We start from the raw sequence: 23,763 nt of genomic DNA on the forward strand, positions 1-23,763 counted from the left end.
CACCGACCGGACCCTCAAAGGGAGGCGCGCCGTGCTGATCGACACCTACGGCCGGATCGCGACCGACCTGAGGGTCTCGCTGACCGACCGGTGCAATCTGCGGTGCACCTACTGCATGCCCGAGGAGGGCCTGCAGTGGCTCGGCAAGCCCGATCTCCTCACCGACGACGAGATCGTCCGGCTGGTGCGGATCGCCGTCACCCTGCTCGGCGTCAAGGACGTCCGCTTCACCGGCGGAGAGCCCCTGCTCCGCCCCGGCCTGGTCGGGATCGTCGAGCGCTGCGCGGAGCTGGAGCCCCGCCCCAAGCTCTCCCTGACGACCAACGGCATAGGCCTCGCCCGTACCGCGCAGGCGTTGAAGGGGGCCGGTCTGGACCGGGTGAACGTCTCCCTGGACACCCTGCGTCCCGACGTATTCCAGACCCTCACCCGTCGCAAGCGGCACGAGGACGTCGTGCGCGGCCTGGCGGCCGCCCACGCCGCGGGTCTGACCCCGGTCAAGGTCAACACCGTGCTGATGCGCGGCATCAACGACGACGAGGCCCCCGAGCTGCTGGCCTGGGCCCTGGAGCGCGACTACGAGCTGCGCTTCATCGAGCAGATGCCGCTCGACGCCCAGCACGGCTGGCAGCGCAGCGACATGGTCACCGCCCAGGAGATCCTGGAGAGCCTGCGGACCCGGTTCACGCTGACCGCCGAGCCCGACGCGGCCCGCGGCCACGCCCCCGCCGAGCGCTGGCTGGTGGACGGCGGGCCCGCCCGGGTCGGTGTGATCGCCTCCGTCACCCGGCCCTTCTGCAGGGCCTGCGACCGCACCCGGCTCACGGCCGACGGTCAGGTGCGCAACTGCCTGTTCGCGCGCGAGGAGACCGACCTGCGCGCGGCGCTCCGCTCTGGTGGCTCCGACGAGGAGGTCGCCGAGCTCTGGCGGACCGCGATGTGGGGCAAGAAGGCCGGCTCCGGCCTGGACGACCCCACGTTCCTGCAGCCCGAGCGGCCCATGTCAGCCATCGGCGGCTGAGCTCGACTCCCACTCCTCGAAGGGCACGACGTCCTTCAGGAAGCCGCGGACGCCCAGGAACGACGAGAGGTGCTCGCGGTGCTCCTCGCACGCCAGCCAGGTCTTGCGGCGCTCGGGCGTGTGGATCTTCGGGTTGTTCCAGGCGAGCACCCACACGGCGGGGGCGCGGCAACCCTTGGCGGAGCAGATCGGGGATTCGTCGTTCACGAACCCCATCCAAACATGGCGACGCCGGGCAGCCACGGGGGGAGCCGCCCGGCGTCGGTCCGTCGCTCCGACGGGGGATGCGGAGCGCGTACGCAGTATGTCACGCGGAAAGGCCCGCAGTGCAGTGGATCCCCATGATTGATCTGAGGTTTTCTTGAGCTTCGGAGCGGCCCCTGAGCAGCCCCGGAGCGGTGGAAAGGTTCAGACCTGACCGGAGGGGGAACGTCCGTCCTCTTCCGGGGTCCGCTCCGCAGGCAGCAGCGGTTCGCCGGGGCCGAGCGCCGGCCGCACCGGCGGCGCGATCCGGGCCGACGGCAGTCCGGGGGCGTTCTCCCGGCCCGCGTTGGCGATGACGACCGCGATGTACGGCAGCACCAGGCCGAGGACCAGCGCGATCCAGGCCAGCGGCGTCGAGACGTTCCACAGGACGACCGCCAGGATGAAGGACACGGTGCGGACCGACATCGAGATGATGTAGCGCCGCTGCCTTCCGCGGACGTCGTCGGTGAGCCCTGCCGCGGTCCCGGTGATCCGGAAGACCTCGGTACCGCTCCGCTTCCGCATCACGTTCCACCACCTGCTCGAAACGCCGGAAGCCACCCGGTTCCGGCACTGTCCACGGTACGCCGTGGGTTTGCCGCAGAGGAGACCGGGGAGGCCGTCCGCGTGTGACAGCACCCGCCGTACGGCGTATGGCCGCCTTCGGCATGCGGCGTACCCGGGCCACGCCGAGACTGGCCGCATGAACTGGTTCTGGGCGATCATCGTCGGCATCGTGCTCGGCTTCCTGGCGAAGCTGCTCCTGCCGGGGAGACAGGACATCCCCTGGTGGCTCACCATCATCTGCGGCATCCTCGGCGCCTTCCTCGGCAACGCGGTCGCCGGATGGATCGGCGTCCGGCACACCGGTGGCATCGACTGGATCCGTCACGTGCTCCAGATCCTCGGCGCGATCCTCGTCGTCGCCGTGATCACCCCGCTGTGGGCCTCGATCCGCGGCAGGCGGCGGCGGACGGCCACCTGACAGGGGCGCCCCGCTCAAGGCTCAGAGCACGTGCTGGCGCAGATGCGTCGGGGGCACCAGGTCGGTGAGCCACACGCCGTTGGCGCTCACCCGGAACTCGTGGCCCGCGGCGGCCAGTCCGGCCGCGTCCACCGCCAGCACAACCGGACGGCCGTGCCGCGCACCGACGCGCACGGCCGTCTCCACGTCCGCGGACAGGTGGACGTCCTGCCGGGACATCGGCTTGAGCCCCTCGCGCAGCACGGTCGGCAGGGTGGTGCTCGCCGTGCCGTGGAAGAGGACGGCCGGCGGCTCCGCCGGCGACAGCCCGAGGTCGACCTCCACCGAGTGCCCCTGACTGGCCCGGATCCGCCGCCCGTCCTCCGAGAACGCGTACCGCTTCTTGTTGTTGGTGGCCACGACGTGGTCGAGGTCGGTGCGCGAGAAACGCCGGCCCGCCCGGCGGGACGCGGCGATCAGCGCGTCCACGTCCACCCAGCCGGCCTCGTCCAGGGTGATCCCGATCGAGGCCGGGTCGTGCCGCAGCACCCGCGCCAGGAACTTCGAGACCTTGACCGTCTGCTTCTCGTCCATCGCCCCACCCATCGTCCTGGTCAGACCCCCTGGCTGACCGAGCTCATGTTGAAGTCCGGGACCCGCATCGCCGGGAACGCGGCCCGGGTGAACCAGTCGCTCCACTCGCGCGGCAGCGTCCGCTCGGTGCGGCCCACCTCGGTGGCCCGGCCCAGCAGGTCCACCGGCGACTCGTTGAACCGGAAGTTGTTGACCACACCGGTCACCTCGCCGCCCTCCACCAGGTAGACCCCGTCCCGGGTCAGCCCGGTCAGCAGCAAGGTGGCCGGATCCACCTCGCGGATGTACCACAGGCAGGTCAGCAGCAGGCCGCGCTCGGTGTCCGCCACCATCTCCTCCAGCGACCGCTTGCCGCCGCCGTCCAGGACCAGGTTGCCCCCGGACGGCGCGAACGGCAGCCCGGTCAGACCGGCGCTGTGCCGCGTGGTGGACAGGCGGTTGAGCACGCCCTCGCGCACCCAGTCGGTCGCCTCGACGGGCAGCCCGTTGTCGAAGACCGACGCGGTGTCACCCGAGGCGTGCGCGATGACGAACGGCGCCGACTCCAGCCCCGGTTCGGCCGGGTCGCTGCGCAGCGTCAACGGCAGTTCCGAGAGCTTCTCGCCGACCCGGGTGCCCCCGCCCGGCCGGCTGAAGACCGTACGGCCCTCCGCGGCGTCCCGGGCCGCCGCGCTCCACTGCTGGTAGATCACCAGGTCCGCCACGGCGGAGGGCGGCAGCAGCGTCTCGTACCGCCCGGCGGGCAGGTCGATCCGGCGCTCGGCCCAGGCCAGGCGCTGCGCCAGGTCGGCGTCGAGGGCCGCCGGGTCGACGTCGGTGAAGTCGCGGGTGCCGGCCCCGGCCCACGCCGAGCGCGACATGTCCTGCGACTTGGCGTTGAGTTCCAGGGTCCCGCTGGGCTGGTCGTGCCGGAGCCGCAGCCCCGAGGACGTGCCCAGGTAGGTGGAGGTGACGCAGTGGTAGGCGAACCCGTACAGCCGCCGGCCGCCGGCCCGGGCCGCGGCGAAGGACTCGCCGAGGGCGGGCGCGAAGGCGGCGAACACCTCGGAGGAGGTCTCGGCCGGCGGCTCGGTGAAGGAGGCGCTCGCCGGCACCCCCTCGACCAGGGGCTGGGCGTCCTCGGCGGGACCGGCGGCGCGCGCGGCCGTCTCGGCCGCCCGCACCAGCGGCTCCAGTTCGTCCGCGGTGACCGCGGCGCGGGACACCACGCCCGAGGCGGTGCCCTGGGAGCCGTTCACCGTGGCGATCACCGTGAGGGTGCGGCCCCGCGTCACGCCGTTGGTGGTCAGCGCGTTGCCCGCCCAGCGCAGGTTGGCCGAGGACTCCTCGTCGGCGATGACGACGCAGCCGTCCGCCCGGGACAGCTCCAGGGCGCGCTCGACGATCTCGTGGGGCTTCGAAACGGAGCTCATCGACCGGCCTCCTGCGTGGTGTTGAGGATGTTGACGCCGCGGAAGAGCGCGGAGGGGCAGCCGTGCGAGACGGCGGCGACCTGACCCGGCTGGGCCTTGCCGCAGTTGAAGGCACCGCCCAGGACGTAGGTCTGCGGCCCGCCGACGGCCTCCATGGAGCCCCAGAAGTCGGTGGTGGTCGCCTGGTAGGCGACGTCGCGCAGCTGCCCGGCCAGCCGGCCGTTCTCGATCCTGAAGAAGCGCTGGCCGGTGAACTGGAAGTTGTAGCGCTGCATGTCGATCGACCAGGAGCGGTCGCCCACGACGTAGATGCCGCGCTCGACGCCGCCGATCAGTTCCTGCGTCGACGGCCCGTCCGGCGCGGGCTGCAGCGACACGTTCGCCATCCGCTGCACCGGGACGTGGCCGGGGGAGTCCGCGTAGGCGCAGCCGTTGGAGCGCTCGAACCCGGTGAGCCGGGCGATCCTGCGGTCGAGCTGGTAGCCGACCAGGACGCCGTCCTTGACCAGGTCCCAGGACTGCCCGGCCACGCCCTCGTCGTCGTAGCCGATGGTCGCCAGGCCGTGCTCGGCGGTGCGGTCACCGGTGACGTTCATGTGCGGGGAACCGTACTGCAGCGTGCCCAGCTGGTCGAAGGTCGCGAAGGAGGTGCCCGCGTAGGCGGCCTCGTAGCCCAGCGCACGGTCCAGCTCGGTGGCGTGGCCGATCGACTCGTGGATGGTCAGCCACAGGTTCGAGGGGTCGACCACGAGGTCGTACGAGCCCGCCTCCACCGAGGGCGCCGCCATCTTCTCGGCGAGCAGCCCGGGGATCTCCGCGAGCTCCGCGTCCCAGTCCCAGCCGGTGCCGGTCAGGTACTCCCAGCCACGGCCGGCCGGCGGCGCGAGGGTGCGCATCGAGTCGAACTCCCCGGACTTCGGGTCCACCGCGACGGCGGTCAGCTCCGGGTGCACCCGCACCCGCTGCTGGGTCGTGGTCGTCCCCGCCGTGTCCGCGTAGAACTTGTTCTCGTGGACGGTCATCAGGGAGGCGTCGACGTGCGACACGCCGTCGGCGGCCAGCAGCCGGCCGCTCCACTCGGACAGCAGACCCGTCTTGTCGGCATCGGGCACCTCGAAGGGGTCGGTCCCGTACGAGGAGACCCACACCCTGTCGGAGTGGACCGGCTCGGCCGCCAGCTCCACACGCTCGTCGGAGCCCGCCGCGGCGATCACCTTGGCCGACAGCTTCGCCATCGCGACCGCCTGCCCGGCCACGCGCGCCGCGGCGTCCATCGTCAGGTCGACCCCGGAGGCGAAGCCCCACGCCCCGCCGTGCACCACGCGCACCGCGTAGCCGACGTCCGTGGTGTCGGACGACCCGGACGCCCTGCCGTCGCGCAATCGCCACGAGGCGCTGCGCACCCGCTCGAGGCGGAAGTCCGCGTGCTCGGCTCCCAGGGCGCGGGCGCGTGCCAGCGCCGCGTCCGCGAGCGCCCGCAGGGGCAGCGCCAGGAATGACTGATCGACCTCGTGGGGCACGACGGCCTCCCGTTCTGTCCAATCGTCAAGGTCTCCGCAGTGAATCATGCCGCTCCGACAATCCGCCCGCCTGCGGTTTTCTGTAGAGACTCGACAGCGACTCGCACACGCCCCTGTCGGGGGTCGATTCCCCGTACCGCGAGGTAGGCAGATAGTTTTCTGGAGTACCAGACCTCTATGGAAAGGGTGATCCGTTGAGCCGCTCGGTTCTCGTCACCGGAGGAAACCGGGGCATCGGCCTCGCCATCGCCAGGGCGTTCGCCGACGCGGGCGACAAGGTCGCCGTCACCTACCGCTCGGGCGAGCCCCCGGAGGGGCTCTTCGCCGTCAAGTGCGACATCACCGACGGTGAGCAGGTCGAGCAGGCGTTCAAGGAGATCGAGGCCCAGCAGGGTGCGGTGGAGGTGCTGGTGGCTAACGCCGGCGTCACCCGCGACCAGCTGCTGCTGCGGATGTCCGACGACGACTTCACGTCCGTCGTGGACACCAACCTCACCGGCACCTTCCGCGTGGTCAAGGCCGCGTCGAGGAAGATGCTGCGCGCCCGCAAGGGCCGCATCGTGCTGATCTCCTCCGTGGTGGGGTTGCTCGGCTCGGCGGGCCAGGCGAACTACGCCGCGTCCAAGGCCGGCCTGGTCGGCTTCGCGCGCTCCCTCGCCCGTGAGCTCGGCTCGCGCAACATCACCGTCAACGTCGTCGCCCCCGGCTTCGTCGACACCGACATGACCCGTGTGCTCACCGACGAGCAGCGGAAGAACATCGTCAGCCAGGTCCCGCTGGCCCGCTACGCGCAGCCCGAGGAGATCGCCTCCTCGGTCCGCTTCCTCGCCTCCGACGAGGCGGCATACATCACCGGAGCCGTCATTCCCGTCGACGGCGGATTGGGTATGGGTCACTGAGCACCATGAGCGGAATCCTCGCTGGAAAGCGCATCCTCATCACCGGCGTGCTGATGGAGTCCTCCATCGCGTTCCACACCGCGAAGCTCGCCCAGGAGCAGGGTGCCGAGATCATCCTCACGGCGTTCCCGCGGCCCACGCTGACCGAGCGCATCGCCAAGAAGCTGCCCAAGCCGGTCAAGGTCATCGAGCTCGACGTCACCAACGACGAGCAGCTGGCCTCCCTCGCCGACGTGGTCGGCGCGGAGCTGGGCGGCCTCGACGGCGTCGTGCACTCCATCGGCTTCGCGCCGCAGGACGCCCTCGGCGGCAACTTCCTCAACACGCCGTTCGAGTCCGTCGCCACCGCGATGCACGTCTCCGCGTACTCGCTGAAGTCGCTCACCATGGCCTGCCTGCCGCTGATGCAGGAGGGCGGTTCGGTCGTCGGCCTCACCTTCGACGCGCAGTTCGCCTGGCCCCAGTACGACTGGATGGGCCCGGCCAAGGCGGCGCTGGAGGCCACCTCCCGCTACATCGCCCGGGACCTGGGCAAGCAGAACATCCGCTGCAACCTGATCTCGGCCGGTCCGATCGGCTCCATGGCCGCCAAGTCCATCCCGGGCTTCGGTGAGCTGGCCGACGTCTGGAACCACCGGGCCCCGCTCGAGTGGGACCTCGCCGACCCCGAGCCCGCCGGCCGCGGTGTCGTCGCGCTGCTGAGCGACTGGTTCCCCAAGACCACGGGGGAGATCATCCACGTCGACGGCGGTCTGCACGCGGTCGGAGCCTGATCGTACGGGCCGTTCCGGCCCCTTCGCGTACGGCCCTGGTGCCGCCCTCGGGCGTCACCAGGGCCGTACGCACGTTCGGGGCGCTGTCCCCCGTTCGGCCCAGCAGACCGGGTGGCCGGACCCCCCGGGCCGGGAGGATGGCTGTGCGGGGGCCGGGGGCGAGCGGAGGGAGGGCGTCGATCGTGCGTCCCTACGTATGCGCCGCGGCGGTGCTCGCGGCGCTCGCCGCGGGCGTGGGCCCGGCGGCCGCGGCGGCGGAGGCCGCGGCACGGCTGCCGGACGTCGCGCAGTGCCGGACCTCGGTGCAGGGCAGCGAGGGCGTCGCCGTGTGCTTCAACCCCGACCCCGACCTGGACCGCGTGCAGCTGCACATCGAATGCCTCCAGTGGTGGGACCCGGACGTCGACGGAGCCCCCGTCCCGGTCGGACCCGCGCAGACCGTCACGCTCAGCGACCGCTGCTGGGAGGAGATCCAGGAGGTCTGGGTCACCGGGACGCTGGACTGAAGCGGCAGCTGAAGGCGTGCGCCGAGGCCTCGGCGGAGGCCGCCTCCTGATCGCCGGCCCGGATCGCCTCGACCAGGCGGGCGTGGTCCACGTACTGCTCGGCGCGCAGCTCCTCGCCGACGTCCGCGCGCAGGAAGGCGCGCAGCACCTCGCCGAGGTCGGCGTAGAGCTCGGCGACGACGTCGTTGTGCGAGGCCGCCACGACGGACAGGTGCAGCGCCGCGTCGGCGTCGACGAAGGCCTCGGTACGGCCCGACTCCCAGGCCCGTTCGCGCCGGGCCAGGGCCGCGTCCAGCTGCTTCAGGTCGCGGTCCGTCCGCCGTTGCGCGGCGAGCGCGGCCGCGGACGCCTCCAGGGCGCTGCGCAGCTCGGCCACGTGCCGCGGGTCGGCGTCGGCGAAGCGGCGGTGCATCACCCCGGCGAGCTCGCTGGTGGCCAGCACATAGGTGCCGGAGCCCTGCCGGATGTCGAGCAGTCCGTTGTGCGCGAGCGCCCGCACCGCCTCGCGGACGGTGTTGCGGGCCACCCCGAGCTGCTCGACCAGCTGGGTCTCGGTGGGGATCCGCGACCCCACCGGCCACTCACCGGAGGTGATCTGGGCGCGCAGCTGCGCGATCACCTGGTCGGCCAGGGCGGAGCGCCGGGGTGAGGTCAGGGGCATGGGGTCTCCTCAACATTCATCCCATCATTCTATGATGGTCGGCATGCGTGACGACGAAGCGACGCTCGACCCTGCCACGGAACGGGCCACCATGCCCGCACACCTTCCCCCCGCCGCGCAAGGCGTACGGCGCACCCGGATCCTGGTGGCGGTCGCGCTGGTGCTCGCCGCCCTCAATCTGCGGCCCGCCATCACCAGCCTCGGCGCCCTCCTGGAGGAGGTCCGCGACGGCCTCGGCATGAGCGGCACCGTCGCGGGGCTGCTCACCTCCGTCCCCGCGCTGTGCTTCGCCGTGTTCGGGGTGACCGCGCCCCGGCTGGCCCGCCGCCGCGGCCCCGGCGCCGTGGTCTGCGCGGGGCTGGTCGCGATCACCCTCGGGCTCTTCCTGCGTCCGTTCGCCGGCGGTACGGCGCTCTTCCTCGCCGCCAGCGCCCTCGCACTCGGCGGCATAGCCGTCGGCAACGTCCTGATGCCCGTCGTCGTCAAGCGCTGGTTCCCGGACCGGGTGGGCACCATGACGGGGCTCTACTCGATGGCCCTGTCCCTGGGCACCGCCCTCGCCGCCGCGGCGACCGTCCCGGCGACCCGCGCCTTCGGCGGCGACTGGCGGCTCGGTCTCGCCGCCTGGGGCGTGATCGCCGCCGTCGCCGTACTGCCCTGGCTCGCCCTCGTCCGGGACCGGGACCACGCTCCCGCGGCCCCCGCCGCCACCCCCGCGGCGCCGGCCGCGGAGCGGGCGCCGGCCGGCAGCATCGCCCGCAGCCGTACCGCCTGGGCACTCGCCGTCTACTTCGGGCTCCAGGCCACGGGCGCGTACATCACCATGGGGTGGCTGCCGCAGATCTTCCGTGACGCCGGAGTCTCCGCCTCCACCGCGGGCGTGCTGCTCGCCGTCACCATGGTGATGGGCGTACCGCTCTCCTTCGTGCTGCCCGCGCTCGCCGGCCGGATGCGGCACCAGGGCGGACTCGCCGTCGGCCTCGGCCTGTTCGGAATCGTCGGCTACGGCGGCCTGTGGGCGGCCCCGGCCGCCGCGCCCTGGGTGTGGGCCCTGCTGCTGGGCATCTCCAACTGCTCGTTCCCGCTCGCCCTCACCATGATCGGGATGCGCTCGCGCACCGGCGGCGGGGTGGTGCGGCTGTCGGCCTTCGCGCAGTGCACGGGCTACCTGCTCTCCATCCCCGGTCCGATCCTCGTCGGGGCCCTCTACCAGCACACCGGCGGCTGGGACCTGCCGGTGGCCTTCATGCTGGCCCTGCTGGTGCCGCAGATCGCCGCGGGCGTGGTCGCCGGCCGCGACCGCGCCGTGGAGGACGAGCTCTGACCACCCGCGTGCGCGGCTGCCGCGACCGGGTGCGAGACTGGGCCGCATGCCCGTGCTCGAGCCCGACCCCCCGCAGCCGCAGAAGAAGCTCCTGATCATCTTCGGCCTCATGATGGCCGTGCCCGCCCTCGTCGCGGTGATCGCGATCATCGGCGCCAAGTTCGGCTGACCTGCGACCCCGAGACCCGGGGTAGGGACAACCCCACCTCCCCTAGGGGGCCAGGGTCAGGGTCGAGTGGGTGGGCCACCCGATGGGCCCGGCGGCCGCCCTTCCGTAGCGTCGTGGTGCAAGGTCGGACACCGCTCCGGCACCCCGGCTGACCCACGGAGGCGTCCCGTGTCCCTGCAGGCTGTTCCCTCGCGTACCCCGCGAACCCGCGCCGCCCGCCCGGCGGTCGGGGGCGGCACGCAGACGCGCCTGCCGTGGTGGGCGCTCGCCCTGCCCGCACTCGCCTTCGTGGCGCTGCTCGCCCTGGTCGCGGGCCCCGGCGCCGCGGACGCCTCGGCCGCGGAGCCCGTCGGACAGCTCCTGCACGCGGTCGGCGAAGGGCTCCCGGGGCTCCTGCAGCACCTGCTGTGACCCTCCCGCGGCGAACCGTGATCCGTCCCGCAGCCCGCGCCTGGCGGCCGGATTTCTGGAAAGCTGAGGGTCATGAGCGCAGCTGCATCGCCACGCCGGATCGTCCTGCTCCGGCATGCCAAAGCCGACTGGCCCGACGTCCCCGACCACGAGCGACCGCTGGCCGAACGGGGACGCAAGGAGGCCCCCGTCGCCGGCCTCAGGCTCGCCGAGCTGGGGATCCCGTTCGAACTGACCCTCTGCTCCTCGGCCGCGCGCACCCGCGAGACGTGGAAGCTGGCCGCCCACGAACTCCCGCACCGCCCGCGCACCGTCTACGAGGAGCGCCTCTACGACGCGACCCTCGGTGACCTGATCGCCCTCCTCAACGAGACCCCGGAGGACGTCGACGACCTGCTGCTGGTGGGTCACAACCCGACCATCCACGCACTGGCCGACGCCCTCGCGGGGGAGAGCGACGGGGACGCCCGTGCGCGGATGAACCGCACCGGATTCCCGACGGCGGCCATCGCGGTGATCACCTTCTCCGGTCCGTGGAAGACGGTCGAGCACGGCGTCGGCCGCCTCGTCGACTTCTGGTCGCCGCACGACTGAGGCCGCGACCGGCCGCGACCGGCCGAGCCGCAGGGACGCAGGGACGCAGGGACGCAGGGACGCAGGGACCGTACGGAAAGGGCCCCGGAGCACCTGCTCCGGAGCCCTTTCCCTGCCCGTGGGTCCGCGCCGGTCAGGCCCCGGAGGCCGCGCCGTCCCCGGCGTCGGCCGCCTCGACCTCCTCGCGCGTGATGCCCAGCAGGTAGAGCACGGTGTCCAGGAACGGCACGTTGACCGCGGCGTCCGCGGCCCGCCGCACCACCGGCTTGGCGTTGAAGGCGACCCCGAGGCCCGCCGCGTTGAGCATGTCCAGGTCGTTGGCGCCGTCGCCGATGGCGACGGTCTGGCTGAGCGGTACCCCGGCCTCCGCCGCGAAGCGCCGCAGCAACCGGGCCTTGCCCGCCCGGTCGACGATCTCGCCGGTCACCCGGCCGGTGAGCTTGCCGTCCACGATCTCCAGGGTGTTGGCGGCGGCGAAGTCCAGTCCCAGCCGCTCCTTGAGGTCGTCGGTGACCTGCGTGAAGCCCCCGGAGACCACGCCCACCTGGTAGCCCATCCGCTTGAGCGTGCGGATCAGCGTGCGGGCCCCGGCCGTCAGCCGCACCTCCTGGCGGACCTTGTCCACCACGGACTCGTCCAGCCCCTTGAGCAGGGCGACCCGCGCGTGCAGGGACTGCTCGAAGTCCAGTTCGCCGCGCATCGCCGCGGCCGTCACCTCGGCGACCTGGTCCTCGCAGCCCGCGTGCGCCGCGAAGAGCTCGATCACCTCGTCCTGGATGACGGTGGAGTCCACGTCCATGACCACCAGGCGCTGCGCCCGGCGCTGCAGGCCGGCCGAGACCACGGCCACGTCCACCCCGCGCTCGTGGGCCTCCAGGGCCAGCGCGGGACGCAGCGTGGCGGTGGCGACACCGGACACGGCGAACTCCACGGCCGTCACCGGGTACTTCGCGAGCCGGAAGATGCGGTCGATGTTGCCGCCGGTGCCGGTGATCCTGGCCGCTATGGCCGCCGTGGACTCCGCGGTCAGCGGGTGCCCCAGCACCGTCACATGGGAGCGGCCCTCGCCGCGCGGCCGGTTGTCACCGATGCCGGAGATGATCTCGGCCTGCAGGCGCATCGACTCCGCCCACGCGTGCACCGTCGCGCGCAGCTCGCCCTCCACCAAACGGCCCGCGGGGGCGGGCACCAGGGCGCAGAGCACGATGCGCCCACGGGTGACGACCTGCTCGATGTCGATGACGTTCACCTGGAAGCGGGCCAGCGTCTCGAAGAGCCCGGCGGTGATCCCCGGCCGGTCCTTCCCGAAGATCTTGACCAGCAGCGTCGGCACATTGGCGGCGGTGGCAGCGGTCGCCTGCGATGCGTCGTTCATGGTGCCTCCACCGTATCGGGCACCGCGCCCTGGACGGACATGTGTTCCGCCTGGCGGACACCGTCCGTGGTCAGCGGCGGCCCCCGGGCGCGCCGGGCGGCGGCGGGCCCTCGCGCGACGGGCCGGGCGGCGGCCCCGGGGGCGGCCCGGGCGGCCCGGGCGGCGGGGGCAGCGGCGCCCCGGTGACGGTCCGCGCGGAATGCGGCGCCTGGCCCTGTGGCGGCCGTCCCTGCGGGGGCTGCCGGTAGGGGTTGGGTCCGGCGTCCGGCGGCCCGTAACCGGCGCTCGGGATGTACGGACCGGGCTGGTACGCGATGCCCGGGTACGTGCGGGAGCTGCTCTCCCCGGCCGCCGCCTCGGCCGCCCGGCGCAGCGCGTACGGCGACACCCGGCGCCCGGCGGTGCCCGTCAGCAGGGCCAGCAGCGCCCCCGTGCCGCCCGCCACCGCCCCCCAGGCGGCGCCCAGCAGGAACGCCAGGGGAAGGCTGCCGTGCAGGTCGACGCCGGCGCCCACGGCGTCGAACCCGAAGACCGAGACGCCCGCGTTCACCGAGACCCCCGTCACCCACACCAGCAAGGGGAAGGCGACCGCCGTGACCAGGCCGAGCCGTACCGCGCAGCGCCCCGCGTACCCGGCCCGCGTCGCCCCCCACAGCGGGGTGCGGGCCGCCGCCAGCGCCCCCGCCGCCAGCATCATCAGCGCCGCGGCGACGGTCAGCAGCCACACCCGCTGGTCGTACTCGGCCAGCCGGGCGGGCGTCACCGGCTCCGCCACGCTGGTCGACAGCAGCCGGTCCAGCGGATCCGGGAGCACCTTCGCCAGCTCCCCGGTGGCCGTGCCCCGCCAGGACACGAACAGCCCGAGCGGCACCGCCAGCCACACCCCGTTGGGCGCCCCCAGCAGGGCGGCCCCGGCGATCCGGCCGGGCTCGTCACCCGTCACCGCCGCGTACCCGGCGGCGGCACAGCCCGCGACGACGGCCAGCAGCAGCACCCAGCGCAGCGCCGACGCGGCGGGCCGGACGACCCGGTGCAGCCCTTCGAGGGCGGGCGGCAGCGGCGTACGGCGCGAGGTGAGCAGGGCCAGCAGCAGGACGACCAGCACCCACAGCAGGCCGCCCAGCAGGGTGCGGCCGGTGGCGACGTGGAAGCTCACCGAGGCCTTGGCGTCGATCAGGTCCTGCAGCCCGTCCCCGAGCCCCCCGCCGATGTCACCGATGCCCGGGATTCCGTCCGTCAGGCCGCCGCCCTTGTCCGCGCCCAGCGCGGCGCCGTCGAGGGCGATGGTGTCCTCCCCGGCCCAGGCGAGTGCGCCGAGCAGCGTCACGAAGAGCACCACCACCGCCCCGGCCCGCGCGGCGAGTTCGCCCCCGGGGACGGTCAGCCCCGCGCCGCGCAGCGACCGCAGGAACACCCAGGCCAGCAGCAGGGCACCCACCAGGGCGACGCCCAGCGGCATGAGGTCGAGCCGGCCCTCGCCGCCCGCACCGCCCAGCCCGAACACCGCGACGTCACCGGAGGGGACGACCTTGCCGCCCACCGCCATCGCGACCACGGCCGCCGTCATCGGCCCCAGCGAGCCCGCGGTGTCGGCACCGAGCAGGTGCAGGCCCAGCGCGGCGGCCCCCACCATCCCCAGGTACGCCCAGCTGACCGCGGCGACCGCGGAGAGCAGCACACCGCCCCAGGGGACCGGGCGCCCCGGGCGCGCGGGCGCGTTCGAAGGTGTGGAGGTGTACGCGGTCATGCCCGCCCCCGAGGTCTCGCGTCCGAACCGCCTGCGCTGCATGGTGCCCTGATCCGTCATGATCCGCACGGTTCATGGGCGGTTACCACTCTCCGGTGGTGTTTCGGCGCCGTCAACGGCTTCTCGGAAGAGGGTTCACATCACTCCCCTTGCACGGCTTCCCGACGGGTGGGCGTGCCTGGAATGGTTCCTCCCGATGTTCGCAATCCCTAGACTCCCCTCATGGGGGATAACCCGGGGGACAACTTTGTGGGGCTTGGGGTGCCTGAACTCGTACTCGAACTGAACGGACAGACCTGGGCGCTCGATCCGGCCAGGTCCTACAGCCTCGGCCGGGATCCGCAGTCGGACGTCGTCCTCGACGACGCGCGGGTCTCCTGGCGGCACGCCACCATCCGCCGAGGCGAACGCGGTTGGGTCATCGAGGACCTCGGCAGCACCAACGGCACCTACGTCCAGGGCCAGCGCGTCCACGCCTACGACGTCGCCGCCGGGGCCGCCGTCAACCTCGGCAACGCCACCGACGGCCCGCGCCTGAGCTTCAGCGGCGGCGCCGCGGCAGGCGGTGACATCTACAGCGCCGAGACCGCGCTGGCCAACCCGCAGCAGCAGGCGCGCCAGTCCGGCCCCGCCGCGCAGGGGACGCCCCACTCCGTCGCCCCGCCGCGGCAGGGCGGCTGGGGGAACGGGTCGTCCGCCGCGCAGGTGCCGCAGCCCTCGCAGGCCCCACGGCCGGACCAGCGCAAACCGCAGGCGCACATCCCGTCCCCGCACGGGCCGTCGGGCGCCTCCGGCGCGCCGCCCGTCTACGGCGACCGCAGCCCGACCACCTTCCACCACCTGGTGCTCGGCCGCGTCATGAAGATCGGCCGTGCCCTGGAGAACGACCTGGTCGTCTCCGACCTGCAGGTCTCGCGCTTCCACGCGGAGTTCCGCGCGCACCCCGACGGCCGCTACGAGATCGTCGACCTCGGCAGCCACAACGGCACGTACGTCAACGGCCAGCCGATACAGCGTCATCTGCTGGGCCCCAACGACATCGTGGGCGTCGGCCACTCCACCTTCCGGCTCGTCGGCGACCAGCTCGAGGAGTTCGTCGACACCGGCGAGATCTCCTTCTCCGCCCGCCGGCTCACCGTCCGCGTGCCGCAGGGCAGCACGACCAAGACCATCCTCAACGACGTCTCCTTCGGCGTCCCCGAGAAGTCGCTGGTCGCCGTCATCGGCCCGTCCGGCTCCGGCAAGTCGACGCTGCTGCGCGCCCTGACCGGCTACCGCCCGGCCGAAGAGGGCGAGGTGCTGTACGACAGCCGCAACCTCTACAAGCAGTTCGCCGAGCTGCGGCAGCGCATCGGCCTCGTCCCGCAGGACGACATCCTGCACAAGGAGCTGACGATCCGCAGAGCCCTGCGCTACGCGGCCAAGCTCCGCTTCCCCGGCGACACCAAGGCCGCCGAGCGCGAGGCCCGCATCGACGAGGTGCTGCGCGAGCTGAAGCTCGACGTGCACGCCGACAAGCGCGTCACCTCGCTCTCCGGCGGCCAGCGCAAGCGCGTCTCCGTCGCCCTGGAACTGCTCACCAAGCCCTCATTGATCTTCCTGGACGAGCCCACCTCCGGCCTCGACCCGGGCATGGACCGCGACGTCATGAAGCTGCTGCGCGGCCTCGCCGACGACGGCCGCACCGTGCTCGTCGTGACCCACTCGGTGGCCGAACTCGCCCTGTGCGACAAGCTGCTGGTGATGGCGCCGGGCGGTGCCGTGGCCTACTTCGGCCCGCCCGAGGAGGCGCTGAACTTCTTCGGCTACGAAACCTGGGCCGACGTCTTCTCCGCCTTCGAGAACTACCGCGACTACGACTGGTCCGGTCGCTGGCGCGGCTCCCAGCACTACCAGATCTACGCCGCGGACCTGGACGCGGTCGCCCCGCAGTCCGTAGGCGCCGCCCCGCAGCGGGCCAAGCCGCCCAAGCCGCAGAGCTGGCCGGCGCAGTTCGTCACCCTCGTCCGCCGCTACCTGTCGGTGATCGCCTCCGACAGGGGCTTCATGGCGCTGATGGTGATCCTCCCGGCCGTCCTCGGCCTGGTGAGCGTGGTCATCCCGGCGAAGTTCGGCCTGGCCCCGCCCGACGAGGCGGGGAAGTTCAACGCCGACGCGGGCACCATCATGCTGATCATCGCCGTCGGCGCCTGCTTCTCGGGCGCCGCGAACTCGGTGCGCGAGCTGATCAAGGAACGGGTGATCTACGAACGGGAACGCGCCACGGGCCTGTCCCGCTCCGCGTACCTGGTCTCCAAGGTCTTCGTGCTGGGCCTGATCAGCGCCCTGCAGGGCGTCATCATCTGCGCCATCGGGCTGTCGGTGCGCAAGCTCCCCGAGGAGGGCCTGATCGTCAAGGGCTTCCCGGCCGCGGAGATCACCCTGGTGGTCATCGCGCTGGGCTTCACCTCGATGATGTTCGGCCTGGTCATCTCCTCGCTGGTGAAGACCGCCGAGAAGACCATACCCCTGCTGGTGATGTTCGCGATCGTCCAGGTCGTCTTCACCGGCGTCCTGTTCCAGATCTTCGGCACCGTCGGCCTGGAGCAGGTCGCCTGGCTGATGCCCTCCCGCTGGGCCGTCGGCGCCGCCGGCGCCACCCTCGACCTCGGCCACCTCATGCCGCCGTGGGACCAGGCCAAGCCCGACAACCTGGACCCGCTGTGGGAGCACTCGGCGAGCCAGTGGGGCTTCGACATGGCGATCCTGCTCGGCATCGCCCTCGTCTGCGGCATCCTCGTCCTGAGGCTGCTGCGCCGCCACGAGCCGGAGGTCATGCGCAAGTAGCGGCCCCCGCGTACGGATGCGGAAGGCGGCGGCTCCCCGGGGAGGGGAACCGCCGCCTTCCGCATGTCCGTACGGTCCGCGCCCGCCGGCTCAGTACCAGTGGTTGGCCTGCCAGAACGACCAGGCGCCGCAGGGGCTGCCGTAGCGCCCGTTCATGTAGTCCAGGCCCCACTTGATCTGCGTGGCCGCATTGGTGCGCCAGTCCGCGCCCGCGGAGGCCATCTTGGAGCCCGGCAGCGCCTGGACCAGGCCGTACGCGCCGGAGGAGGGGTTGACCGCGTACGGGTTCCAGGTGCTCTCGTGCATCACGATGTTGGCGAAGCACTGGAACTGGGCCGCGTCGCCGATGATCTGCTGCGCCATCTGCTGCGGGCTGCCGGACGGGGCCGCCGGGGCGGCCGCGCGCGGTGCCGGACGCGAGGTCTCGTGCCGCTGCTGCGGGACGAGGGCCCTGCGCTCGTGGCTGCGGTTGGCGGCCTGCTGCTCCTGCCGGCGCGCGTGGGCCCGGTGCGCCTCGTGCGCGGCCTGGCGGGCGCGCTCCTCGGCCCGGCGCTTGCGCTCCGCGGCCTGGTGCGCGACGTGGGCGGCGTGCTGCCTCGCGAGCGCCTTGCGGTGCGCCACGTGCGCGACGTGCGACGCGTGCTGCTTGGCGGCGGCGGACCGTACCTGTCCGGCGACCGCCTCCGGTGCCTTGCCGGAGGCCTGCGCCGTCCCGCTGGTCCCGGTCACACCGGTGATGGCCAGGACACCCACACCGGCCGCGGCGAGGCCGGCGGCGGAGAACTTGTGGGTCTTGGTCAGACGGTCGAACTTCGGGATCGTCGGGAGCTGCATGGGGGAGTGACCTCTTCCATTCGGCTGCGCCCCACTCCGCCCTCGGGCAAGGAGAGGCGCCGCGTGTCGAACGCGGCGCGGAGCGACCCGAGCATTCTTAGCCCCGGGAAATTCCCCGACCAAACCCATCCATTACTACCCGAAGTCGTAGTGGCGGGACCGACCGGGTACGGCACACGCCGCACTTCCGGCCGATCCGGCCACCCCGCCTCCTACTAGGCGTCCTCGTACGTGACGTACGCCCTATGTGCCGCCTCACAGGCCCGTCGCGCACCGCGACCGCGCGGCCACTCCGGGTGCCCCGGGCGGGGCCGTCAGGGCAGCAGCAGGTTCACGTCCCCGAACTCGTGCCAGAGGTAACCGGCCCCCACCGCAGCGTCGTAGACCCGTTCCAGCAGCTCGCGCCCGGCCACCGCCTCCAGCATCAGCAGATGCGACGCCGCGGGGTCGTGCAGCCCGGTGAGGAGGCCGTCCACCGCCCGTACGCCCCGCTCCGGCGTGACCACCAGGTCCGTCCAGCCGTCCGCCGCCGCGACCCGCCCTCGTTCGTCGGCCGCCGTCTCCAGGGCGCGCACCGCGGTGGTGCCCACCGCCACCACCCGGCCACCACCCGCCCGGGCGGCGTTCACCAGCCAGGCGGTGCTCCGCGGCACCGAGAAGCGCTCCGGGTAGGGCGGCTCGTGCGCCTCGCCCGAGGACACCCCGGTGTGCAGCACCACCGGAGCGATCTGCACGCCGCGGCTCACCAGCGCCGTGACCAGTCCGGCCGTGAAGGGGCGCGCCGCGCTCGGCATCTCCGTCGAGCCGAGGCCGTCGGCCGACGGCACCGCGAACACCGTCTGGTACGCCGCGAGCGGCTGGTCCCGCCGGGTGTACGCGTACCGGATCGGCCGCCCCTGCCGGTGCAGGAACGCCATCGCGTCCGCCACCGACGCCCGCGCCACCCACAGCCGCTCCCCGCAGGGGCTCAGCGGCTCCTGCAGCATCAGCCGCTCACCCTCGGGCAGCGCCACCGCGACCCCCGCCGGGCCGCCCGCCCGCGGCCGGGTCGTGCCCCGTCCGTCGGGCGTCCGCAGCTCCACCACCCAGCGCCCGTCGTCCAGCAGCCCCGAGAAGTGCACCACCACCGGGGACTCCCCGAGCGCCGCGTTTACTGCCGCCGGCAGGGTCCGCGAGGTGTTCACCACCAGCACGTCCCCGGCCCGCAGCAGCCCCGGCAGGTCACCGAAGGCGTGGTGCGCGACCTCGCCCCGGGCGCGCCCGCCCACCAGCATCCGCACCCCGTCGCGGCCCGACGCCCCGTCGGCACGCTGCTCCACCGGGACCCGCGCCGCCAGCTCCTCCGGCACCCTCAGCGCGCCCAGCGCGGTCACCGCCCGGCCTCCAGCAGCGCCGGGGCCACGTAGCGGCCACCGGCCGCACCCGTGTCGAGCAGCCCCAGCACGGCCGGCACCACGGACTCGGGGGCCGGGCGCCCGTCCGCGTCCGGATCGTCGGGCACCGCCGCCGTGTACAGCGCGGTGCCCATGTCGCCCGGGTCCAGCCACCACACCCGCAGCTCCGGCTCCTCCACCGCCAGCACCGCCGACAACCGCTCAAGCGCCGCCTTGCTCGCGCCGTACCCTCCCCACGTGGGGTACGCCTCGACGGCGGCGTCCGAGCTGATGTTGAGCACGGTCCCGCGCCGCCGGCGCAGCAGCGGCAGCCCCTCCTGCACGAGGCCCAGCGCGGCCACCACATTGGTCTCCAGCGCCGCCCGCAGCCCCTCCAGCGGCTGCTCGGACAACGGCCGCAGCGGCTCGGCGCCCAGTGCGCTCGCGTTGTTCACCAGCAGGTCGAGCCCACCGAACTCCCAGGCCGCCGAGACCAGTTCCACCCGGTGCCGGGGGTCGGTGACGTCGCCCGGCAGCGCGGCCACCCGCGTCCGGCCCGCCAGCTCCCCCTCGACCCGCTTCAGCGCCTCGGCCGACCGCGCGTCGATCACCAGGTCCCATCCCCGCTCCGCGAGCGCTCCGGCGAGGGCCCGTCCCAGTCCCCGCGACGCCCCCGTGATGATTGCCACCGGCATGACGTGTCCTCCCACCGGCCGCCCGGTCCGTCGCCCGGCGGCTGCCCCCCACCGTAGGAACGGCCCCGTCCCGGCCACCTCGGCCGCCCGCAGCACCGGGGCAGGGAACTTCGCCCTAGGTCCAGGGACCGGGGGCGCTCGGTCACCTGGCCGATCCCGCGGGCCGCGATCCGCCGGTACGGTGAGGTCATGTCCAGCCGATCGTCCCGACGCGGCATCGAGGCGGTGAGCGCGGCCGTCCTCGCGATGAGCCGGCACCTGGAAGTGCGCGAGGTCCTGCAGACCATCGTCTCGTCCGCCCGCGAACTGCTCGACGCCGAGTACGCGGCGCTGGGCGTGCCGGACGACCACGGCGGCTTCGCCCAGTTCGTCGTCGACGGCGTCAGCGACGAGCAGTGGAAGGCGATCGGCCCGCTGCCCAGGCAGCACGGCATCCTCGCCGCGATGCTCCACGAGGCCACCCCGCAGCGCCTGCGGGACGTGAAGGGCGACCCCCGCTTCGGCGGCTGGCCGTCCGCCCACCCCGACATGTCCGACTTCCTCGGCATGCCGGTGGTCGACGGCGACGAGATCCTGGGCGCCCTCTTCCTCGCCAACAAGCGCTGCGCCACCCGCCCACCGCAGGACGGCGGCTTCACCGAGGAGGACGAGGAGCTGCTGCGCACCCTGGCCGCGCACGCCGCGATCGCCCTCACCAACGCCCGCCTGTACGAGCGCAGCCGCGAGCTGACGCTCGCCGGCGAACGGGCCCGCATCGCCCACGAACTGCACGACGCCGTCTCGCAGAAGCTGTTCTCGCTGCGGCTGACCGCCCAGGCCGCCTCCGCCCTGGTGGCCCGCGACCCGGAGCGCGCCCGCGAAGAGTTGCGGCAGGTCGCCGCGCTCGCCGCCGAGGCCGTCGACGAACTGCGCGCGGTCGTGGTGGAGCTGCGCCCCGCCGCCCTGGACGAGGACGGCCTGCTGGCCACCCTGCGCACCCAGGTCGACGTCCTGGACCGGGCGCACTCGTCGCGGATCTCCTTCAGCCACCGCCGGGTCCGCGCCCTGCCCGCCGCCCAGGAGGAAGCGCTGCTGCGGGTCGCCCAGGAGGCCCTGCACAACGCGCTGCGCCACGCGGACGCCGCCTCGGTGACGGTGCGCCTGGAGGGCCGGGGCAGGGGAGCGGTGCTCACGGTGCGCGACGACGGGCGGGGCTTCGATCCGTCCGCGGTGCGCCGGGCCGGCCGCCACCTGGGACTGGTCTCGATGCGGGACCGGGCCGACGGGGTGGGCGGCGGACTGACGGTGGACTCGGCGCCCGGCAAGGGCACCGTGATCGAGATGGAGGTGCCCGGTGGCTGACGGCCCCATTCGCGTCCTGCTGGTCGACGACCACCAGGTGGTCCGGCGCGGCCTGCGGACCTTCCTTGAGGTGCAGCCCGACATCGAGGTGGTGGGCGAGGCCGGGGACGGCGAGGAGGGCGTGCAGCGCGCCGGGGAACTCGCGCCCGACGTGATCCTGATGGACGTCCGGATGCCGGGCGTCGACGGCATCGAGGCCCTGCGCCTGCTGCGCGACAGCGGCAGCAAGGCCCGCGTCCTGGTCGTCACCAGCTTCACCGAGCAGCGCACCGTCGTCCCGGCGCTGCGCGCGGGCGCGGCCGGCTACGTGTACAAGGACGTGGACCCGGACGCGCTGGCCGGCGCCATCCGCTCGGTGCACGCCGGCCACGTGCTGCTGCAGTCGGAGGTCGCCGACGCCCTGCTCTCCCAGGAGGACTCCGGTCCCGGTCAGGGCCGCGGCGGCACCCTCACCGACCGGGAGCGCGAGGTGCTGTCGCTGATCGCGGAGGGCCGCTCCAACCGGGAGATCGCCCGCGCCCTGGTGCTGTCGGAGAAGACCGTCAAGACCCATGTGTCGAACATCCTGATGAAGCTGGACCTCTCCGACCGCACCCAGGCCGCCCTGTGGGCGGTGCGGCACGGCATCGGCGGCTGATCCGACGCATCCGAGGGGGGTCCGACGCCACGGAAGCCGGGGCGCGTAGCGGTAGGACAAGCGGATCGTCGCCATCCGGAGTGAGATTCATACCGTCGGGTGTATGTCGCCCGGATGGCGCAACCTGGCCGGGCGTGGGCCGTTCTCCATGGCGTGCTGCGGCGCCTGCCGCGGTACCCATGCAAGGAGGGTCAAGAACGTGAAGAACCTGCACAAGGCCGCCGCCGTCGCCATGGTCGCCGGGAGCCTCGCCATGGTCGGCGCGGGTGCCGCCTCCGCCCACAGCGGTGGCGCCCAGGCCCACGGCGGCGCGAAGAACAGCCCCGGCGTGGTCTCCGGCAACGTGATCCAGGTGCCGGTGCACGTTCCGGTGAACGTCTGCGGCAACACCATCAGCGTCATCGGTCTGCTCAACCCGGCCATCGGGAACGTCTGCGTCAACCGCTGACCCGGGACGTCACCCCCACGGCACGGCCGTGACCACCGGCCCCGGAGCGCTCCGCCGCCCCGGGGCCGGTCCGTTCGTGCGGCTCACGGGCGTCAGGCGTACGGCGCGCGGCACACGCCGGTGCGACACGCAGATTCCGCCGTACGGAGGTTTCCGGTGCCCTCCCCGTGTCAACGCCCCGGGCTCCGCGTTCCTCACAGTGCGGCTCCTCGAACCGGGCCGTGCCATCACAGGAGGAACAGTTTCATGAACAGCGCCAAGAAGGCCGCCCTGATCATCGCCGCCGTCGGTGCGGCCGCCGCCGGTTCGGCCGGTACCGCGCTCGCCGACTCCCACGCGGGTGCCGCGGCCGCCGACGCCCACGCGGGTGCCGTGGCCGCCGGCTCGCCCGGTGTGCTCTCCGGCAACGTGATCCAGGTCCCGGTGAACATCCCGATCAACCTGTGCGGCAACACCGTCAACGGTTTTGCCCTTCACAACCCCGCGATCGGCAACGTCTGCTTCAACCGCTGACGCGTGCGGAGCGCCCCGCGGACAGCGCCGTTCGCGGGGCCTTCCCCTGTCCCGGGCGCAGCTCAGCCGCTGCGCCGCTCGGCCTCCTCGACGTACGCGTTGTACGCCGCCACCTGCGCCCGCCGCGCCGTGCGCTCCACCGGCCGCAGCAGCTCCGCCCGGGCGGCGATCTCCGAGGCGCTGACCGCCGCCCCGTGCCCGGACCGGGCCTCGGTCGCGATCCCGACCAGCGCGCCCACCCGCTGGGCCAGTTCCAGCACCCGCACCGCCCGCGGCGGATACCCCGGCGCCAACACCTCGCGGCCGCGCGCCGCCCGCGCCCGGTACGCCTCCAGAGCCGCCTGCGCCGCCGGGCCCGCGCCGGCCACGTCCAGCCGCGCCAGCGCCTCCGTGGCGTCCCGCAGCGCCTCCGCGAGCTCCCGTTCCGCCTCGCCCAGCGAGGGCACGTCCGCCGGCGGAGCGTTCCGCACCTCCAGGCACTGCCACTCGACCGACACGTGAACGTCGCCCTGCGGACCGGCCTCCGTGACCTCCGGCACCAGGCCGATGGCCGGTCCGCCGACGGTGATGACCGCTTCGCCCGCCGCCAGCGCCCGCGCGTTGAACTCCGGTGGCCCGCTGAGCCCGAGCGGGTGCCCGGGCACCGGGAGCGCTATCCGCAGCCCGGACACGCCGAGCGCGCGCAGCCGCCCCAGCCCCAGCGTCAGCCCCACCGGGCCGGCCTCCCCTGGGAGGCCGGAGATCCGGTGGACCGAATCGTCGGCGATCACTTCCTGAGCGGCGTCATCGGGCGCGGCAAGTCCGGCAATCAGTGCATTTCCCCAGGCCGCCAGCCGTCCTGAGCGAGGTTCGTCGAGCATCCCCCCAGCCTAAGGACTGG

General features: G+C 73.3%; 26 protein-coding genes. 14 read left to right on the forward strand and 12 right to left on the reverse strand.

Annotated elements, in window-relative coordinates; translation table 11 throughout:
- Positions 1-31: 31 nt before the first annotated feature.
- Positions 32-1,021 carry a GTP 3',8-cyclase MoaA gene (gene moaA / locus OG937_32510; protein ID WUD76083.1) on the forward strand — a complete coding sequence of 330 codons (990 nt, stop codon included), beginning with the start codon at positions 32-34 and terminating at the stop codon, positions 1,019-1,021.
- Here the strand turns inward: moaA and OG937_32515 are convergent.
- Both OG937_32515 and OG937_32520 read right to left on the reverse strand, forming a co-directional pair.
- Positions 1,004-1,228 (reverse strand): hypothetical protein, encoded by a 225-nt coding sequence (locus OG937_32515; protein ID WUD76084.1) that lies wholly within the window; start codon positions 1,226-1,228, stop codon positions 1,004-1,006. The two genes, moaA and OG937_32515, sit on opposite strands and share 18 nt — an antisense overlap.
- Before the next feature lie 201 nt (positions 1,229-1,429).
- Complete coding sequence (locus OG937_32520; protein ID WUD76085.1) at positions 1,430-1,792, reverse strand: DUF3099 domain-containing protein; 363 nt, start codon at positions 1,790-1,792, stop codon at positions 1,430-1,432.
- 178 nt (positions 1,793-1,970) lie between these two features.
- Here OG937_32520 and OG937_32525 point away from each other — a divergent pair, with 178 nt between their 5' ends.
- Positions 1,971-2,252 (forward strand): GlsB/YeaQ/YmgE family stress response membrane protein, encoded by a 282-nt coding sequence (locus tag OG937_32525; GenBank protein WUD76086.1) that lies wholly within the window; start codon positions 1,971-1,973, stop codon positions 2,250-2,252.
- A gap of 21 nt (positions 2,253-2,273) precedes the next feature.
- Here OG937_32525 and OG937_32530 read toward each other — a convergent pair whose 3' ends face one another.
- The 3 genes from OG937_32530 to OG937_32540 are packed head-to-tail and all read right to left on the reverse strand — an operon-like array spanning position 2,274 to position 5,757.
- On the reverse strand, positions 2,274-2,825 hold the full coding sequence (locus tag OG937_32530; protein ID WUD76087.1) for an RNA 2'-phosphotransferase: 552 nt from the start codon (positions 2,823-2,825) through the stop codon (positions 2,274-2,276).
- A gap of 20 nt (positions 2,826-2,845) precedes the next feature.
- Positions 2,846-4,237: a metallopeptidase TldD-related protein gene (locus OG937_32535; GenBank protein ID WUD76088.1), complete on the reverse strand. Its 1,392-nt coding sequence runs from the start codon at positions 4,235-4,237 to the stop codon at positions 2,846-2,848.
- Positions 4,234-5,757, reverse strand: coding sequence for a TldD/PmbA family protein (locus OG937_32540; GenBank protein WUD76089.1), 1,524 nt, complete (start codon positions 5,755-5,757; stop codon positions 4,234-4,236). Before OG937_32540 ends, OG937_32535 begins: the two co-directional genes overlap by 4 nt.
- Positions 5,758-5,951: 194 nt before the next feature.
- Here OG937_32540 and fabG point away from each other — a divergent pair, with 194 nt between their 5' ends.
- From fabG to OG937_32555, 3 genes are all read left to right on the forward strand, one after another.
- Complete coding sequence (gene fabG, locus OG937_32545) at positions 5,952-6,656, forward strand: 3-oxoacyl-[acyl-carrier-protein] reductase (GenBank protein WUD76090.1); 705 nt, start codon at positions 5,952-5,954, stop codon at positions 6,654-6,656.
- Between the two features lie 5 nt (positions 6,657-6,661).
- Positions 6,662-7,429 carry an enoyl-ACP reductase FabI gene (fabI, locus tag OG937_32550; GenBank protein WUD76091.1) on the forward strand — a complete coding sequence of 256 codons (768 nt, stop codon included), beginning with the start codon at positions 6,662-6,664 and terminating at the stop codon, positions 7,427-7,429.
- 182 nt (positions 7,430-7,611) lie between these two features.
- Positions 7,612-7,935, forward strand: coding sequence for a hypothetical protein (locus OG937_32555; protein WUD76092.1), 324 nt, complete (start codon positions 7,612-7,614; stop codon positions 7,933-7,935).
- Here OG937_32555 and OG937_32560 read toward each other — a convergent pair.
- Complete coding sequence (locus tag OG937_32560) at positions 7,916-8,596, reverse strand: FCD domain-containing protein (protein WUD76093.1); 681 nt, start codon at positions 8,594-8,596, stop codon at positions 7,916-7,918. The genes OG937_32555 and OG937_32560 overlap by 20 nt on opposite strands.
- A 91-nt stretch (positions 8,597-8,687) precedes the next feature.
- On the opposite strand from OG937_32560, the gene OG937_32565 reads away from it, so the two are divergent.
- The 4 genes from OG937_32565 (at position 8,688) to OG937_32580 (ending at position 11,094) form a co-directional block, all read left to right on the forward strand.
- Entirely contained in the window at positions 8,688-9,920 is a 1,233-nt protein-coding gene (locus OG937_32565; GenBank protein WUD78960.1) for an MFS transporter, read from the forward strand.
- 46 nt (positions 9,921-9,966) lie between these two features.
- Entirely contained in the window at positions 9,967-10,089 is a 123-nt protein-coding gene (locus OG937_32570; protein ID WUD76094.1) for an SGM_5486 family transporter-associated protein, read from the forward strand.
- Positions 10,090-10,257: 168 nt separating this feature from the next.
- The gene (locus OG937_32575) at positions 10,258-10,500 is read left to right on the forward strand and encodes a hypothetical protein (GenBank protein WUD76095.1); all 243 of its coding nucleotides are present in this window, start codon (positions 10,258-10,260) and stop codon (positions 10,498-10,500) included.
- Between the two features lie 72 nt (positions 10,501-10,572).
- On the forward strand, positions 10,573-11,094 hold the full coding sequence (locus OG937_32580) for a histidine phosphatase family protein (protein WUD76096.1): 522 nt from the start codon (positions 10,573-10,575) through the stop codon (positions 11,092-11,094).
- Between the two features lie 133 nt (positions 11,095-11,227).
- Here OG937_32580 and serB read toward each other — a convergent pair whose 3' ends face one another.
- Positions 11,228-12,469 carry a phosphoserine phosphatase SerB gene (gene serB / locus OG937_32585; GenBank protein ID WUD76097.1) on the reverse strand — a complete coding sequence of 414 codons (1,242 nt, stop codon included), beginning with the start codon at positions 12,467-12,469 and terminating at the stop codon, positions 11,228-11,230.
- Between the two features lie 70 nt (positions 12,470-12,539).
- The gene (locus tag OG937_32590; protein WUD78961.1) at positions 12,540-14,216 is read right to left on the reverse strand and encodes a streptophobe family protein; all 1,677 of its coding nucleotides are present in this window, start codon (positions 14,214-14,216) and stop codon (positions 12,540-12,542) included.
- Positions 14,217-14,438: 222 nt separating this feature from the next.
- Between OG937_32590 and OG937_32595 the strand changes: the two genes are divergently transcribed.
- Positions 14,439-17,042 carry an FHA domain-containing protein gene (locus OG937_32595; protein WUD76098.1) on the forward strand — a complete coding sequence of 868 codons (2,604 nt, stop codon included), beginning with the start codon at positions 14,439-14,441 and terminating at the stop codon, positions 17,040-17,042.
- 90 nt (positions 17,043-17,132) lie between these two features.
- On the opposite strand, the gene OG937_32600 is transcribed toward OG937_32595, so the two are convergent.
- From OG937_32600 to OG937_32610, 3 genes are all read right to left on the reverse strand, one after another.
- A complete protein-coding gene (locus OG937_32600) occupies positions 17,133-17,876 on the reverse strand; it encodes a lytic transglycosylase domain-containing protein (protein WUD76099.1) in 744 nt (247 codons plus the stop codon).
- Positions 17,877-18,190: 314 nt separating this feature from the next.
- Entirely contained in the window at positions 18,191-19,249 is a 1,059-nt protein-coding gene (locus tag OG937_32605) for an S-adenosylmethionine:tRNA ribosyltransferase-isomerase (protein ID WUD76100.1), read from the reverse strand.
- Positions 19,246-19,944, reverse strand: a complete 699-nt coding sequence (locus OG937_32610; protein ID WUD76101.1) for an SDR family oxidoreductase — start codon at positions 19,942-19,944, stop codon at positions 19,246-19,248. Before OG937_32610 ends, OG937_32605 begins: the two co-directional genes overlap by 4 nt.
- 189 nt (positions 19,945-20,133) lie before the next feature.
- Here OG937_32610 and OG937_32615 point away from each other — a divergent pair, with 189 nt between their 5' ends.
- The 4 genes from OG937_32615 (at position 20,134) to OG937_32630 (ending at position 22,883) form a co-directional block, all read left to right on the forward strand.
- Entirely contained in the window at positions 20,134-21,285 is a 1,152-nt protein-coding gene (locus OG937_32615) for a GAF domain-containing sensor histidine kinase (protein ID WUD76102.1), read from the forward strand.
- Positions 21,278-21,922, forward strand: a complete 645-nt coding sequence (locus OG937_32620; protein WUD76103.1) for a response regulator transcription factor — start codon at positions 21,278-21,280, stop codon at positions 21,920-21,922. The genes OG937_32615 and OG937_32620 overlap by 8 nt, the downstream gene beginning before the upstream one ends.
- A 232-nt stretch (positions 21,923-22,154) precedes the next feature.
- Positions 22,155-22,370: a chaplin gene (locus tag OG937_32625; protein ID WUD78962.1), complete on the forward strand. Its 216-nt coding sequence runs from the start codon at positions 22,155-22,157 to the stop codon at positions 22,368-22,370.
- Between the two features lie 246 nt (positions 22,371-22,616).
- Positions 22,617-22,883 (forward strand): chaplin, encoded by a 267-nt coding sequence (locus OG937_32630; protein ID WUD76104.1) that lies wholly within the window; start codon positions 22,617-22,619, stop codon positions 22,881-22,883.
- Positions 22,884-22,945: 62 nt separating this feature from the next.
- Here the strand turns inward: OG937_32630 and OG937_32635 are convergent, their stop codons facing one another.
- A complete protein-coding gene (locus OG937_32635) occupies positions 22,946-23,743 on the reverse strand; it encodes a hypothetical protein (protein ID WUD76105.1) in 798 nt (265 codons plus the stop codon).
- Positions 23,744-23,763: the final 20 nt, after the last annotated feature.

Origin of the sequence: Streptomyces sp. NBC_00510, from assembly GCA_036013505.1 — a bacterium.
Classification (GTDB): domain Bacteria; phylum Actinomycetota; class Actinomycetes; order Streptomycetales; family Streptomycetaceae; genus Actinacidiphila.